15 protein-coding genes and 1 riboswitch are annotated in these 15,653 nt (G+C 47.2%); of the genes, 9 read left to right on the plus strand and 6 right to left on the minus strand.

Going from position 1 to position 15,653, the window contains the following annotated elements; genetic code table 11:
• Window positions 1–21: 21 nt before the first annotated feature.
• The 3 genes from D3D03_RS09495 to D3D03_RS09505 all read right to left on the minus strand — a co-directional run bounded on the left by D3D03_RS09495 (window position 22) and on the right by D3D03_RS09505 (window position 1,945).
• Window positions 22–657 (minus strand): nitroreductase family protein, encoded by a 636-nt coding sequence (locus D3D03_RS09495; protein WP_026831660.1) that lies wholly within the window; start codon window positions 655–657, stop codon window positions 22–24.
• A 15-nt stretch (window positions 658–672) separates the two neighbouring features.
• Window positions 673–1,122 (minus strand): MarR family winged helix-turn-helix transcriptional regulator, encoded by a 450-nt coding sequence (locus D3D03_RS09500; RefSeq protein ID WP_026831661.1) that lies wholly within the window; start codon window positions 1,120–1,122, stop codon window positions 673–675.
• Window positions 1,123–1,276: 154 nt separating this feature from the next.
• Complete coding sequence (locus D3D03_RS09505; RefSeq protein WP_119923429.1) at window positions 1,277–1,945, minus strand: YczE/YyaS/YitT family protein; 669 nt, start codon at window positions 1,943–1,945, stop codon at window positions 1,277–1,279.
• Between the two features lie 150 nt (window positions 1,946–2,095).
• Here D3D03_RS09505 and D3D03_RS09510 point away from each other — a divergent pair, with 150 nt between their 5' ends.
• The 6 genes from D3D03_RS09510 to D3D03_RS09535 all read left to right on the plus strand — a co-directional run bounded on the left by D3D03_RS09510 (window position 2,096) and on the right by D3D03_RS09535 (window position 7,804).
• On the plus strand, window positions 2,096–2,875 hold the full coding sequence (locus D3D03_RS09510; protein ID WP_119923430.1) for a DUF817 domain-containing protein: 780 nt from the start codon (window positions 2,096–2,098) through the stop codon (window positions 2,873–2,875).
• A 90-nt stretch (window positions 2,876–2,965) separates the two neighbouring features.
• Window positions 2,966–4,237: a DUF2325 domain-containing protein gene (locus D3D03_RS09515; protein ID WP_119923431.1), complete on the plus strand. Its 1,272-nt coding sequence runs from the start codon at window positions 2,966–2,968 to the stop codon at window positions 4,235–4,237.
• A gap of 67 nt (window positions 4,238–4,304) precedes the next feature.
• A complete protein-coding gene (locus D3D03_RS09520) occupies window positions 4,305–4,943 on the plus strand; it encodes a DUF975 family protein (RefSeq protein WP_119923432.1) in 639 nt (212 codons plus the stop codon).
• A gap of 118 nt (window positions 4,944–5,061) precedes the next feature.
• A riboswitch (SAM riboswitch) is annotated at window positions 5,062–5,169 on the plus strand.
• Window positions 5,170–5,241: 72 nt separating this feature from the next.
• Complete coding sequence (locus D3D03_RS09525) at window positions 5,242–6,300, plus strand: LLM class flavin-dependent oxidoreductase (RefSeq protein WP_028105405.1); 1,059 nt, start codon at window positions 5,242–5,244, stop codon at window positions 6,298–6,300.
• Window positions 6,297–7,244, plus strand: coding sequence for an ATP-grasp domain-containing protein (locus tag D3D03_RS09530; RefSeq protein ID WP_119923433.1), 948 nt, complete (start codon window positions 6,297–6,299; stop codon window positions 7,242–7,244). The genes D3D03_RS09525 and D3D03_RS09530 overlap by 4 nt, the downstream gene beginning before the upstream one ends.
• Window positions 7,245–7,345: 101 nt before the next feature.
• On the plus strand, window positions 7,346–7,804 hold the full coding sequence (locus tag D3D03_RS09535) for an SRPBCC family protein (protein ID WP_026831667.1): 459 nt from the start codon (window positions 7,346–7,348) through the stop codon (window positions 7,802–7,804).
• Window positions 7,805–7,952: 148 nt separating this feature from the next.
• Here the strand turns inward: D3D03_RS09535 and D3D03_RS09540 are convergent, their stop codons facing one another.
• The 3 genes from D3D03_RS09540 to D3D03_RS09550 form a co-directional block, all read right to left on the minus strand.
• Complete coding sequence (locus tag D3D03_RS09540) at window positions 7,953–9,821, minus strand: PhoX family protein (RefSeq protein WP_119923434.1); 1,869 nt, start codon at window positions 9,819–9,821, stop codon at window positions 7,953–7,955.
• A 112-nt stretch (window positions 9,822–9,933) separates the two neighbouring features.
• The gene (locus D3D03_RS09545; protein ID WP_158583697.1) at window positions 9,934–10,335 is read right to left on the minus strand and encodes an NUDIX domain-containing protein; all 402 of its coding nucleotides are present in this window, start codon (window positions 10,333–10,335) and stop codon (window positions 9,934–9,936) included.
• Window positions 10,336–10,420: 85 nt separating this feature from the next.
• Window positions 10,421–12,046 (minus strand): ABC-F family ATP-binding cassette domain-containing protein, encoded by a 1,626-nt coding sequence (locus D3D03_RS09550; RefSeq protein ID WP_026831669.1) that lies wholly within the window; start codon window positions 12,044–12,046, stop codon window positions 10,421–10,423.
• A 301-nt stretch (window positions 12,047–12,347) separates the two neighbouring features.
• Here D3D03_RS09550 and D3D03_RS09555 point away from each other — a divergent pair, with 301 nt between their 5' ends.
• The 3 genes from D3D03_RS09555 (at window position 12,348) to D3D03_RS09565 (ending at window position 15,632) form a co-directional block, all read left to right on the plus strand.
• Window positions 12,348–13,220 carry a prohibitin family protein gene (locus D3D03_RS09555; RefSeq protein ID WP_119923436.1) on the plus strand — a complete coding sequence of 291 codons (873 nt, stop codon included), beginning with the start codon at window positions 12,348–12,350 and terminating at the stop codon, window positions 13,218–13,220.
• Between the two features lie 249 nt (window positions 13,221–13,469).
• On the plus strand, window positions 13,470–14,912 hold the full coding sequence (locus tag D3D03_RS09560; protein ID WP_119923437.1) for a hypothetical protein: 1,443 nt from the start codon (window positions 13,470–13,472) through the stop codon (window positions 14,910–14,912).
• An 18-nt stretch (window positions 14,913–14,930) separates the two neighbouring features.
• Window positions 14,931–15,632, plus strand: a complete 702-nt coding sequence (locus tag D3D03_RS09565; RefSeq protein ID WP_119923438.1) for a WxL domain-containing protein — start codon at window positions 14,931–14,933, stop codon at window positions 15,630–15,632.
• The last annotated feature ends 21 nt before the right edge of the window (window positions 15,633–15,653 follow it).

The following is a 15,653-nucleotide window of genomic DNA, read 5'->3' on the forward strand; positions in this document are numbered from 1 at the left end:
TTTGGTTAGTACGGGTACTGCTTATTTCCAGTCTGTGATGTCGTTGATCGGCAGACGAACGGATGGGTATCCAGCGTCGACGGCTTTTCCGATGGACAGAAGCATGACCGGAACGTAACGGTCTTTCTCCATACCGAAGGCTTCGGCGATTTGATCTTTTTCATAGCCGCCGATCGGGTTAGTGTCATAGCCGTGCGCACGGGCAACGAGCATCAATTGCATCGAGACGAGACCTGAATCAATCAAGATGCTGTCTTTGAGAGCACTCGCCGGAACGCTTTCGTACATGCCTTGAATCGCAGGTACTTGACGATCGCGGACTTCTTGCGGCATGAGCCCTTGTGCGACTGCTGTATCATAAATGTTTTCGAGTTGATCGATCGCGTTCATGTCACCGAAGACAGCGATGACAGCGGATGATGTCTCGACTTGGACTTGGTTGAATTTAGCGAGTGGTGCGAGTGTCGCTTTCCCTTCAGCACTGTCGATGACGAGGAAACGCCACGGTTGCATGTTCACAGAAGAGGGAGCAAGTGTTGCTTCTTCGAGAATTTGTGTCATTTCTTCTTTAGAAATCTTGACGTTTGTGTCGTAGTTACGAATCGAGCGGCGTCCTTTAACGATTTCCATGAAATCAGTTGTAGTTTGTGTAGTCATCTGACATTCTCCTTTTTAATTAACCGTTGTTTTAGGTAAAGTGAGGGCATTCGTTTCAATTCGTTGCATCATTTGAGCCAGCTGATGTTGTTCGTCTGCCGTGAATCCTTCAAGCAATTGCTCGAGGAATTCATCTTTTTGCTCACGTAGTCGTGTAATGCGGGTGGCACCTTCTTGCGTCAATGAAACGAGAATGACGCGGTTATCCGTTGCTGAACGGACACGTTCAATCATCCCGTTCGTTTCGAGATGCTTCAAGTGGCGTGTCACGGCAGCATTATCGACGTTGACGCGTTGTTGCAGTTCTTTTTGGCTGATCGTCGTATCCACCTCGAGTTGAGCGAGCAGATCCATCCGGGTTTGGCTGAAACCGTCCGTACAAAGATCAAATTTTTGAGCGATTGTCTTATTGACGGAGACGAGCGCATAAATCAATCGTCCTTTTTCAGTACAAGAAATACTCAAGTCATCACATCCTTCCCTTCGTTCGAAAAATCCTTGACGTATCAAAGATTGATATGTAAACGAATATAACGTGTCTGTTTTCATGCTGCAACTAATATGCTTCATCCACAAAAAAAGATACCATTTCGGATGAAAAGGTATCGAGTCAAACGACTTAACTAATTTTCTGTTGTTTCCGGGGAATCGTTCCGGCATCGATGGCAGCAATCATCCGGCGGAAATGACCCAACCAAAACTGCAGGAACGGACCAATCAAGAAAATCGATAAAATCGTTCCGAAGAACACCGGTCCGCCGAGCAGCCAACCGATTCCGCAGGCGGTGATTTCCATGAATGTCCGCATCATCCGGATCGACGTTCCGAATCGTTCCGCCAGTGTCAGTGTTAGTCCATCACGCGGTCCGGCACCGTAACCGACGGCGACATAAAGGCCGGCGCCCATTCCGATGATAAAAATTCCCGCAATCAGCCACAGCGTGTTTTGCCATACGGAAGAAAACGACGGCAAAAGACCTGAACTGAGGACGAGGTTCATGAACACCCCGACAAAAATCGCATTGACGAGCGTACCGATTTGGGGTGTGACCCGGTCGAGCAAATACTTGACGAACACAAGCAACAGTCCGACGAGGAGAATGATCGTCCCGACGGAAAAGGGCGTTTTGTTTTGAAGACCCAAATGAAGGACGTCCCATGTCGAGACGCCAAGTTGTGCCGTAATCATCATCGATGAACCGACGGCGAGTAAAAACAGACCAAATAAGAACAATGTCCATTTCAGGACGGAGCGTAACAGCCAGGACGTTTGAATTGTCTGTCTCATTTATGGAGGACACCTCGTTTCGGAGTAAAATTGATTCATTAACTGTACCATGTTTGATGGAGAAAATTGAAGTGAATCCGATATTTTCCATCTTGAGGTGGAGGGAATCACTTCTCCGGATGCGTATACTAATGAAAAGGAGGTCACCTCATGCAAAAAATCCGCCATTTCATCCGTTTTACATATCTCGAGGCCATCTGTTGTGTCTTTCCGGTTGCGATTTTCTTGGCGCTTGCGGTATCCCGGTACCTTCCGTCGGAACCGATCGCGCGCTATGACTTGCTTTTAGTATGGTGTCTTTTTGTTCAAATCATGTTGCTTGTAACACGTTACGAAACAAAAGAAGAGTTCAAATTGATTTTAATCTTTCATGCGATTGGCTTGGGACTGGAGTTGTTTAAAGTCCAGGTCGGTTCCTGGAGTTATCCGGAAGACGCCTGGAGCAAGGTGTTTGGTGTGCCGCTTTATGCCGGTTTCATGTATGCGAGTGTCGCGAGCTACATCTGCCAGGCCTTTCGCCGGTTTGATCTCCGGATCACAGAATTTCCCCGTCCGCTTCTCGCCTCCTTGTTAGGGCTGTTAGTCTACTTAAACTTTTTTACCCATCACTGGTTATTTGATTTCCGTTGGCTGTTAATGGGACTTGTTGCCGTTGTTTTCTTAAGATCCTGGGTCTATTACCGGTTGGATGAGACCGTCTACCGGATGCCGCTGGTTTTATCATTTGGTCTGATCGCCTGGTTCATCTGGCTCGCTGAAAATATCGTGACGTTTTTTAAAGGATGGGTCTACCCGAATCAAGAGGAGGGCTGGGAACTGGTCGACTTCGGAAAACTGTCGTCTTGGTTTTTGCTTGTGATCATCACGATTTTAATTGTGGCCGTCGAAAAATACCGGTTGGGTGATCCGTCAATCGAAATTAAAACCTAACCATTAACAAAAAAATACCTGGTTATTTTTAGACCAACCTACACGAAACCCCCTTGCTATAGTTGAAAAAAAGCAAAGGGGTTGTTTGAGATGATGCAACAAATCATGGAACGGGCGAAAGCGTTGGTCGCCGGTAAATTACAGATCGTTGAAACGGCGGAAGATTGGGAGTTGTTGCTTGAGGAAATCCGGGGAATCGATGAATGGGTTCAATTGTCGCGTTACTATACACCACGTGTGCATCCGAAAGAGGTGCTTCAACCGACGAAAGAAGAGCAGCCGACGTCACCCGGTCCGCTGACAGAACTGCCAAAATCGGACGAACCGATCGTCGAACAACGGTATGCGTATACATTTGTCCGGGAATTAAAAGGCGGATCGTTGCAGGAATGGCCGAACAGCCATATCTCGGAAAAGGAAATCCGCCAATGGAATCTCGAGCACGGCATGGAAGTCCGCGTCCAGATTATCCATCAAGACCACCGGCGGACGTCACTGGAAGTACTCGCCGTCGTCGCAACCGATCAAATGAAGACGCTGGAGCAACGAATCGTCTTTGAAAAATGTATCGTCAAAAATCACGGTATCATCGAGTCGACGGTCAACGGTCCGTTGAAGGATGAGACGGGAAAACCGTTTTACTACGCTACTCCGGTCGAAGATATGCGATTCTTTCAATTGAAGGAAGGACAACTTGTCGACTTGGTCATGTGGAAAGGTCATCCGGAAACACTGACGATTGCCTGGAAGTATGCTTTCCAATATGAAGAACCGATTGTTCAACCGTTCGATCCGTCAACAGAATCTAAACCGACAGACGCGACGGCAGAAATAGCCGTGACAATCGTTTCAAAAAAATCGACCGGGCGATATGCCAAGCAGATAAAGCGAAAACCGACCGTGAAAAAGGTCCGGCAACCACGCCGGATTCGCCAAAAGAAACAACAACCGATTACACCGCTCGTCACGACGTCGCTGCCGGGACAACCCATCGATTACGTCGACAAGGAGCCGCTTGAGTTTGCAGCATTTAAAGGAATGCGGCTCGTCATCGTCGGAAACGAACAGCAGGCACCGGTCTACCGGACATTTTTTGCTGAGACCGGAATCGAGCTGATTCATTTAGCAGGGGATGCCCAGTCGGCGAAGAAAATTGCCTGTCTCGCGCAAAAGACGGATGCCATCGTCGTTATCACAAGTCGTGTTTCGCATGCGGCGTCAGCCCATGTCATCGCACAAGCCAAAAAACATGCTATCCCATTTGCGATGGAACGTCTCGATGGTCGGCGTTCGCTGTATACGGCTTGCCAACGTCAACTCGAAAAAGCACGCCTGCACAAGCTAAAAACAGGAAAATCCTGAAAATAACTGAAACTCCTTACTGCTTAAGCCGTAAATAGGAGTAGAACTTATTTTAAGGAGGATCTTTATGATTAAAGAATTAAAACTATCGGCACGTGAGTCACTTAACGGTCGCTGGGTCTTCATGGCACTCATGTTTTTACTGTTTCTCATCATTCAAGGGATTCCAGCAACGTTTTCTTCTGATCCGAACGAAGACTTTCAGTTCATCGATTTGATTGGATTTGTGTTGAATATCCTGTTCCTGCCGCTTGCGATCGGTTGGGCATGGCTTGCGCTGTCTGTCGCCCGTAAAGAAGAGGCAAAAATTGTCGATTTATTCGAGCCGTATAAGCTGTTCTTGAAAGCAGTTGGTCTGTCGCTTGTTCAAGGTATTCTTCTTGGATTGTGGTTCTTGCTGTTGATCGTTCCGGGAATCATCAAGTCATTTTCGTATATGCTGACTTATTACATTTTACGTGACGAGCCGTCAATCGGTATTTTGGATGCCATTACGCGTTCACGCCAAATGATGGATGGTCACAAGATGGAAGCCTTTATGCTTGTCCTCTCCTTTATTGGTTGGTTCCTGCTCGGTTTGATTACGATTGGAATTGCCTTCCTCTGGGTCGGACCTTACTTCAGCGTCACCCTCGCCAAGTTTTATGACCGCATCCGCGGTGAAGAAGCACCTGTCGAAGAGTCGACATTTGTTGCCCCATATTAAGACAAGGAGGATGAGAGCCCAGCTCTCGTCCTTTTTTGATACTGTTTTTAATTCCGATTGGAAAACAAGGTTTAGTGGTTGCTTTACTCTGCTAAAAAGTGTACGATAATTCCAATAATTCTTATCAAGAGAAGTCGAGGGAATGGCCCGAAGACACTTCAGCAACCCCGCATCATAAGCGGAAGGTGCTACTTCCTAAAGGGATCAACCCCTTTACAGATAAGAGCAGACACGATTAATCCGTCGCTCTTTTCGATTTTCGAGAAGAGCGATTTTTTTAATAAGGGGGACATAACGGATGGAGTATGGATTTTGGTTACCGATTTTTGGAGGGTGGTTACGAAACGTCGAGGACGAACAGATGCCGGCGACGTTCGATTATGCCAAGCAGGTGGCGCAAACAGCAGAACAAATCGGATTTTCGACGACGCTGATTGCGGAATTGAACTTAAATGATATCAAAGGGCTGGAAGCACCAAGTCTTGAAGCCTGGACGACAGCAGCGGCGATTGCTGCGACGACGGAACGGCTGGAAATCATGACAGCTGTCCGTCCGGGGTTCCATAACCCGGCGACGACCGCGAAGATGGCAGCAAACATCGATCAACTCAGCAACGGACGCTTTACACTGAACGTCGTCTCTGCCTGGTGGGAAGAAGAAGCGCGGCAATACAACGGGATCTTCACGGCGCATGACGAACGGTATGCGCGGACGGAAGAGTTTGTCACAATCATGAAAGGATTATGGGCAGACGCTTCACCGTACAGCTTCGACGGGAACTACTATACGCTCGAGAAGACACAACTGCATCCGAAGCCGGTTCAACGACCGGGCATCAAGTTGTACGCAGGCGGGGAAAGTGAAGCCGGCAAACAAACCATCGTCAATCATTGTGATGCCTATGTCATGCACGGCGGAACGGTGGAAGAAGTATCCGTCAAGATTGAGGATATGAAGGCGCGTCGACAAGCGACCGGGCAACCGCCGCTTGAAAGTTTTGGACTGGCTGCGTATATCATCTGCCGCGATACGGAAGAAGAGGCTGTTCAAGAGTGGCAGCGGATCACGGACGTCAAGGAAGACGGTGCCGGGTACGTCGGGTACGACGATTTCGTCAGCAAATCGCAACTCGAACAACAGGTGAAACGGAACGATTATTCGGTCTCCAACCGTGGACTCCGTCCTGATTTGATTGGAACACCAGAACAGATTGCCGAACGGATTCTTGCGTTTGAGCAGGTGGGTGTCTCCTTATTATTACTTCAATTCTCACCACAACTTGAAGAGATGGAACGCTTCGCGCGCGACGTCATGCCGCTTGTCGAAGAAAAACGAAAGGTAGGTCAAACCAAATGACAAAAATTCATATCTTACACGAAAACCAGGAATGGACGGACCATTTAATTAAACGACTCGAAGAACTGGAGTTGCCGTATGAACAGTGGCATCTCGATGAAGGACAGGTCCCGCTTGATGAAATCCCGCCAGAAGGCGTCTTCTACAGCCGGATGAGTGCGTCTTCGCATACGCGCGGGCACCGCTACGCGCCGGAACTGACGGAAGGGGTGCTCGCATGGCTCGAGGAACACGACCGGACCGTCTTCAACGGAACACGTGCGTTGCGACTGGAAGTCAGTAAAATCAATCAATATACGGCTCTTCGAAAAGCCGGTATCCGTGTTCCGAAAACGACGGCTGCCGTCGGACGTGATCAGATTGCTGAAGCGGCGAAAAACATCGGGGTGTCGTCGTTCATCACGAAACACAATCGTGCCGGAAAAGGACTCGGTGTCCAGTTGTTCCATTCGATTGAAGCACTTGAAACGTATCTCGATGGCCCGACCTTTGATGAGCCGGTCGACGGCATCACCCTGATCCAAGAGTATATCCAAGCGCCTGAACCGTATATCACGCGTTGTGAATTCGTCGGCGGAAAATTCGTTTACGCCGTACAAGTTGATACATCAGAAGGCTTTGAACTGTGCCCGGCGGATGCGTGTGTGATTGATGACTTGTTCTGCCCGGTCGGGGAAGAAGCACCACAAACTCCGATGAAGTTTAAAGTCGTTGATGGATTCGATGATCCGATCATCCAGCAATACGAAGCCTTCCTGCAAGCGAATCAGATTGCTGTCGCCGGGATTGAATTCATCAAGGATGCGGACGGAACGATCTATACGTATGATGTCAACACGAATACGAACTACAACTCGGATGCGGAAGCGGCCGCCGGTAAGTTCGGGATGCTGGAGCTCGCGAAGTTCCTTGGGAATGCGTTGGAACGTCAAACGGTAAAGTAAATCGTGATTGCCGATTAAAATAAGCCAAATACCCTGTCTGTGTGTAGTCTGAAGTTAGAACTGCACACATCAGGGTATTTTTTAGTAAGGGAGGTGTTCGGATGGTGACATGGCACGAAGAAAAAGTCCTCGACGTTCCAATCGAGCAGGCTTGGCATTTATTTGATCACGATCGGTTGCAACGGTTAATTCCGGGTGTCGTCCAGCACGAAGTGATTGAACGCAAACCGGGTGTCGTCGGTTCGACGTATCGGCAAACGTACATGCAGGGGAACCGGTTAGAGACGTACATCGTGACGGATCTTGCGTATACAAGCGAACCGGACTTTAAGCAAAACACGATTGGCTTTACTCTTGCTAAAATCTTTCAACTCGAGATGACGTTTACACTGAAACGGCTCGACGAAACGAGCTGTCAGCTGATTTATACCGGCAAAAACGAAGGCGCCAACTTTGTCGGCCGGAGCCTGTTGTCACTCGGAGGTGAACGGGAGACGGAAAAAATCGTGCAAGGATTACTCCGTCGTGTGGAAGAAGAGGCCAGTCAACTGCGTGCGTGATTCAAAAGCGGTTTGCAAGCAATCATCTTCCTAAAGGAGTCTCGTGCAACATAGGAGTCTAAAAAAACAGAAAGAGAGAGGCGGACTTTGAAGTCCACCTCTCTCTTTCGTCTGAAGCTGATTTTTTGAATCAGCCCCTTGTGTTGTCTCAACGGTGAGAATATGATTTTTGACCTGTCGGCAGACCGGATAGGTAACCGACACCGCCTGTTTTTTGGATACCGATGCCATCTTGCATCGCTTGCTCCAGTTTTTTTGAATCGACGGCTGTGATTTGTTTACCATCCAATCCTTCACCCGGATGCTGATAGTTACTGAGCAAGTAACTGTAACCACCGACGTGATCGAGCGATCGGAGTCCTGTCGCTTCAGCACCGACCGGGACGGAAAGAATCCGTGAGAGCTTCTTCGTCTTCAGGTTATAGGCCCAGACGAAATTGTTGGTGTGGAGCGAGCTGTCTTCACCGATGAAGAGCGTTTTTGATGCGGCCGAATATGCCAGATTATCCGGATTAGCGACGAGGTTCGGATTCGCCGTATTGCCGTACGCGTCCGGTTTTGCTAAATCTTCTCCGATGACAAGTGCCTGCATGTTAGTCGGGACATAACGACTGTCGATGCCTTTGGCACGACCGAGATCGATTTCAAAAGTGGCACCGGATTCCCGTTTTTCAAGCTGGATGTCGTCTTGGACGGCACCTTCTTGTTTTTCTGTACTGCCGGAGACATAAGACAGGGCGATGTACGCTTTCTTATCTTCTTCATTGACCGTGATGCCTTCCATCTTGTTGAACTCAGACGTGGCACCGAGCATCGCACCATAACGGCGGGATTCAAGGAAGGCCGCTTCCTTCTCTTTGCCTGATTTAAGCTTCAGATACTCGACCTTTTTGCTGGCAGCTGTCTTAACCGCTTTAAATCCAGGTGTGGGTGCATCAGCTGTCTCAAAGATGTCACTAAACTTCGTTCCTTTGTCGATTAAACGTTTGACTTCTTTATCGGATGCATGCCCGAGCTTGATCCATTCAAGATCCCCGGCTCCACCGTCCGTTGCTTGGGTCTGTTTGAATTTTGCGGCATAGAGCGTTCCTTTTGAGAAGTCTTTCTTTTTATCCGCGACATACATGAACATCATCGTATTGTTCCCGTCATCACCGAAGATGGCTGTCTTCTGATCCGGGAGGATTTGCATCATTTCGTGTGAGAAGCGTCCGGTACTGTAATGTTTGACGACCGATGATTTCCCTTTACGGTCCACCGAGATTTCCGGTGTGAAGCCGTAGAAATAAGGATTGGCTTTCGCTTTCGTTCCGAAGTAACGTTCGGCGAAAGCGTTGACTTCTTTGAAAGCAGAGGAAGCCGGATCCGACTCAAAGGCACGGGCGTCCGGTTCGTATTCTTCCGAACCGAGGTGTGTGCCCCATGGTGTCGTTGAGCCGTTGCATGGTGTCCACAGACCGTTGACGTTTTTGAAGTCGATTTTACTTGCCTTCTTGACGGCCAATTTTCCTGTTTTTTTATCTTGAACCACTTCTGTCAAAGTCATCGAGGCAGGAAGTCCCTTGACCTCATTTCCGGCGTTATCAATCGAGTCGTATTCGAAGTGTGAGACCATGTATTTTTTGCCGTGGACTTCAAGCAGACTATTGGAGTCGGGTGCGTCAGAGACGAATGCTTCCGGTTTATCCGGTACACTCCGATCGATGATTGGATCGCCGTTGACGTCAATCGGTGTTCCGGCAGCGATCCTATCGCCTTTATTCTCAACAATCTTATCTTGTGATAAGAACAATTGGTTGTAGTCGAGCGGTTTGATTTCCGTCTTGCCGTTTTGATAAGTCACTTTAACCTTAGCTTCCGTATATGTTTTGACCATTTGATTAATGGTGCTTGGTGCATCCATCGATAGAAATTCAACCTTTTTGATGTCACGCGTTGCATACGCATCAGCAGATGTTGGAATCAGACCAGACGACAGAACAGCTGCAGATAAACCGACGATCAGTGTACGTTTCATGATGATTTCCCCCAAGTTGTTTGTTATCTTGCTACTTCCTCATTTAATCAATTGATTGTGAAGGATGTGTAAACATAACAGAACAGTTCTATTTCACTTGGTTAATCTTTTATTAACAAAAGGGGTGGGATATTTTCTTCAGAGCCCTTAAAATTTTTGAGATCTGTACATCTTCCTCCAGTTCAACGAGAGAACACCACTTCACTTCCGACAAGATTTGTTTTTCTGTTGACCGTTCCGGATCACGTCCGAGAACCGGTTTGGATGCATCAAGCCGCTCGACCAAAAAGCAAACCTCCTGTCCGGATGGCGTGTGATTCGTATAGAGGCGGTGACGGATAGAGACTCGGAGATTTACCTCCTCTTGGACTTCCCGGATGACCGCTTGTTCGAAGGATTCATGTTCCTCGAGACCCCCTCCGGGTAATGTCCAGAAACTTCGATCGTTTGTCTCAAGACGAACCATTAAAATCCGACCGTTCTCGATTAAGGCTGCACAGGCACGATGGCGCAACATTTTTCCTCCTCTGATGGATATGATGTCTTCAGTCTACAAAAAAGAGACCTCATCCGCTAGGACAGGTCTCTTGTTTCATTACTTAGTTCGTCGCATACAACGTTGATAATTGTTGTTGGACAGAGTCATTGTTGAGGTATTCATCATACGTCGTTTCTTTGTCGACGATACCGTTTGGCGTCAATTCGATGATCCGGTTTGCGATTGTTTCAACAAACTGATGGTCATGCGAGCTGAAGAGCATTGCGCCTTTATAAGCGATCAAGCCATCGTTGAGGGCTGTGATCGATTCAAGATCCAAGTGATTCGTCGGATCGTCGAGAACAAGCACGTTTGAGCCGCTGAGCATCGCTTTTGATAACATACAACGGACTTTCTCTCCCCCGGATAAAACAGACGCTTTTTTCATGACTTCTTCGCCTGAGAAGAGCATCCGACCGAGGAAACCACGGAGGAACGTGTCGCTCTCATCGGCTGGCGAATACTGACGTAACCAGTCGAGGATTGTTTTGTCCGATCCTTCGAAGAAGGCCGAGTTATCTTTTGGCAAGTACGATTGTGACGTCGTAACGCCCCATTTGAAAGTCCCGCTGTCTGCTTCGATTTCACCCATGAGGATTTTAAAGAGTGTCGTGATGGCAATGTCATTTTGGCTGATAAAGACGACTTTATCCGTTTTGTTTAATGAGAAACGAACATTATCCAGTACTTTGACGCCATCGATTGTCTTCGAAATGCCATCGACAATCAACAGATCGTTTCCGATTTCACGTTCCGGTGTGAAGCCGACGAACGGATAACGGCGTGAAGACGGACGGATGTCGTCGAGTGTGATCTTATCAAGCAATTTCTTCCGTGATGTCGCTTGTTTCGCTTTTGAGGCGTTCGAGCTGAAACGGGCGATAAAGGCTTGAAGTTCTTTAATTTTCTCTTCTTTTTTCTTGTTTTGGTCGCCGGCCATACGTGAAGCGAGCTGACTTGACTCATACCAGAAATCATAGTTTCCGATGTAGAGTTGGATTTTTCCGTAGTCGAGATCGGCCATGTGCGTACAGACGTTGTTGAGGAAGTGACGGTCGTGGGAAATGACGATGACCGTGTTCTCAAATCCGATCAAGAATTCTTCGAGCCATTTAACGGCTTTCAAGTCAAGACCATTGGTCGGCTCATCGAGTAACAGGATATCCGGCTTACCGAACAAAGCTTGTGCAAGCAAGACTTTGACCTTTTCGCCACCCGTCAATTCAGCCATTGTTTTCGTATGCAGGTTTTCTTTGATTCCGAGACCTTGTAAAAGCATCGCCGCTTCCGACTCTGCTTCCCACCCGTTCATTTCCGCGAACTCACCTTCGAGTTCAGCGGCACGCATGCCGTCTTCATCCGAGAAGTTTTCTTTCATATAAATGGCATCTTTTTCTTTCATGACTTCATAAAGACGTTTATGTCCCATCATGACCGTTTCGATGACTTGGAACTCTTCGTATTCGTAATGGTTCTGACGCAAGACACCAAGACGTTCGCCCGGAGTGATGATGACGTCTCCTTGCTGCGCTTCGATATCGCCGGCAAGAATTTTAAGGAACGTTGATTTACCGGCACCGTTTGCACCGATGAGACCGTAGCAGTTACCTGGTGTGAACTTGATGTTGACGTCTTCGAATAATTTGCGGTCCGCAAAGCGGAGACCGACGTTTTGTACTGTAATCATATAGAGATGAACCCTCGTTTCTAGTGTGTGATGTGCTGTTACGAGTGTACCACAAAATGATACGCTTCGTTTCAAGGACAAAGTTCTTTACATCTTAGACCGGATTACGAAAATTAGCAACCATGCTTTTAATCAAAATGAAACATTTTCCAGTCTGAAGCGTAAGATGAAGTAAGGAGTTCACAAAGGAGGAGGACGGCATGGCAGCACTTTTCACATTATTATTTTTTGCACTCATCGTCTTGCTAGCCATTGAACTGTACAAGTACATCCAAGACAAAATTGATAAAGGGGATTCTAAATGAGAGAAATTAAACCAAAAAAACGCATCCGCCCATCGATGATCATTGCGGGGGTGATCGTCGTTGCCCTTCTTGCGATGACACCATTTATCGTCGAACAAATCGAACCGGGTCAAGTCGGTGTCGTCTATAAGCCATCGAGTGGTGTGCAAGATGAGACGTTGTCACAAGGCTGGCATATCGTTTCACCGATTACGCGCGTAACCGAGTATCCGATCCGGACACAGACAAAATCACTCGACAACATGACACTGGCGACAAAAGACGGGAAAAATATCGTCGTCGACTTTACGTACAGCTTTTCGGTATCACCTGATCAAGTGACGGAAGTCTTTAATAAATTTGGTCCGATTGAAATCGATGAGATTGCTGCGGGTTATTTAAAGCAACGTCTCTATGATGCCTCGCGTGAGCAAATTTCAAAAGTCACGGTCCTTGAGCTATTCGGAGAACAGTCCGGAAATGTCTCGACAAGCATTCAGACACAGTTCGCCCAGGATGTGAAAAAGATTGGGTTCATCATCGAAGACGTCGCACTCGGAGCACCGAAACCAGATGCGAAGACGCAGGAAGCCATCGATGCACGGGTCAAGGCCTCACAAGAATTAGATAAAAAGAAAACAGACCTGGCAATCGCAAAAGCGGAAGCAGAACGGTTGCGGGTAGAAGCAAAAGGTGCGGCAGATGCCCGGTTGATTGAAGCACAAGGACTCGCCAAAGCCCAAAAAGAATTACAGAAGACGTTGACGGAAGAGATGATCCAGTACGAAGCCGTCAAAAAATGGGACGGAAAATCACCACTTGTCAGCGGATCAGGCAGCATGGTGCAATTACCAATTCCAGACCAACAAACAACAACAGAAGAAAAGTAAGGGAAATATACGTCTTTCGATGGAAAGGCGTATTTTTCTTGCTGAAATTTTAATTCAAACTGTAATTCTGGAAAAGTAAAATAAAGTAAAAAAATGAGCGGTTGATACTTAAAATCATATTTCAAGAAAAAAATCTCTAAAGTACATTTTTGAAATACCCATTAATTGGTTTATTTACCTGTTTTAAAGGAAATTACCGATAATATGAGTAGGTCTAATGAAATAGGTCAATGGGAGGGAAAGAGATGCATGTATAAAAATCGTTCTCCGAATCTCATCATAATCATGATTTTGCTCTATTCGCTCGTGATGCCGGTTGACACTAGTCGGGCAATCACAAACCAGACTGAATCAGAAGAACCGTTAACGGTTGAAATTTGTAAAAAATTATTAGAAGAAATGGAAATCGAGACGAACTCGCTCGATGATCCGATTCTTTTAGAAAAAAAGAAAGCGTGCGAAACCTTAATCGAACCAACGGAACCGGAGGTAACAAACGAAGAAGAGGAAACGTCAACGCCCGACACGGAATCTCCGGAAGAACCAAATGAAACCGAAGTAACCTTACCACCTGATTCAAAAAAAGATGAGCCAGCAGTTCCTTCCACACCTGAGAGCGACATCCCGATGACCCCAGAACCATCCACATCTGATAATGAAGAATCTCCGATTGCTGAACCTTCGTCGTCAGAAGATCAATTGAACGAAGAGCAGAATCAACTTCCCTCAGAAGACACGGAATCGTCGCTGGAAGAACTACCAGTCCCGGAAGCACCTAAAAAAGAGACGCCATCCCAGCGACCAGTTGTTTCGCCTCGTCTTGCAGGTGTCGCGTTATTAGGAACCTCGAGTTTAAGTGCTACGTACAATGCGACAACAAAAACAATTGAACTCGTTAACACGGTGTCGAGTCTTTTAAATGTCAATCTATCCAGTGGCTATATTATTTTTCGATTACCCCCGGAAGTGATGCAAAGTATTGAGACGGACTCGGTTCAACTTCAGTATCGATACAGCGGATTATTAGGAATCGGCATAATTGGAGTCGGAACACGTACGGTCGATGTTGTACCGGTGATTGATCGGACAAACAATCAAATTTATGCTGATGTGAGCTCCTTCCTAAAGCTGTCTGTATTGAGCAGCGATCGCTTCACGTTATCGTTTAAAGTCGGCAAACTACCGGTTGGTCTGGATAAAACCTATACCTTCAACAGTGCATTGACCGATGGTGTGATTGATTTAAATGTATTAAGTGGTAACACAGCAACGGCAACACTCGGAATCGGACCAACGTTTCGCCTGACCGTACCGCCGACGCTTGACTTTGGCAGTCACGAGTTGACGGGGCAGGAAACCATCATCGCCCGCCTCGCACCAATGACCATTTCAATTGCACATGAAAATGCAACGGGGTACAACTGGCGATTGCAAGCGAGTCTGACGCGTCCGATGACCAGTACGGAAGGCAATGTATTGGAGGATGTTTTGTATTTCAAGACATCGACTCAAAAACAGCTGTTGCAAGCAACAGAGATTGAAGTCGCAACCGGACAGATGACAGCGAACCAAAATCAATCACCACTCGTCTATGCCAAAGAGGAAGGAATCATTCTCGATCTGACAGGAAAACAGGCTACACCTTCAACGTACAGTGCAGATATTCAATGGAATTTGATCAATGCGCCTTAAAAAGAGGGGGAAACTGAGATGAGAAAAAAATTTGCTGTGACATCGGTATTGATGAGTGCTGCTTTACTGCTTGGGACGACTTCCGCATTTGCGGCTACGACGTCGACCGGAAACTCACAAGCGACGATTACCTTCACGACCGATAAAGCTCCTGTCATCGTTGATCCGGAAACACCGGATCCGGCAAATCCTTATGATCCGATTGGTGATGGAGGAAACGATCCAACAGGCGAAACAGGACCTCTTACTCTTGACTATGCACCGGATTTTAATTTTGGTTCGCATGAAGCGCTTGCGACCAATTCAGCAGTGTATCAAGCACTGGATGAAAAACCATTTTTGCAAGTGACCGATCGACGCGCGATTCGTTCACAGTGGGATGTGAACGTAAAGCTTGGGGCATTTCAAAATTCCGAAACCTCTGAGGAATCATTGGCGGGGACGAAGCTGTCCATCAAAAACGGGATTGTTAAATCAGTCATTGGATTGACGGGTGTTCCGGCTCCGACAACCCAAGACATTGAATTAACCGCAGGTGCAACAGATGGAACCACGATTTTATCCTCAGCTGCCGGTACGTTCTCGACCTGGCTGGTGTACTGGCCAAAAGCATTGGCACAACAAGAACCTCGCATCTCATTAAACGTTCCGATTAATACACAAGTTAAAGGAACACACACGGCCACCCTCGAGTGGGTACTCTCTGACGTCGTGAATTGATGTGAGATAAAGGGGGGATAG

Source organism: Exiguobacterium sp. RIT452 (genome assembly GCF_003598705.1).
Lineage (GTDB): Bacteria > Bacillota > Bacilli > Exiguobacteriales > Exiguobacteriaceae > Exiguobacterium_A > Exiguobacterium_A undae.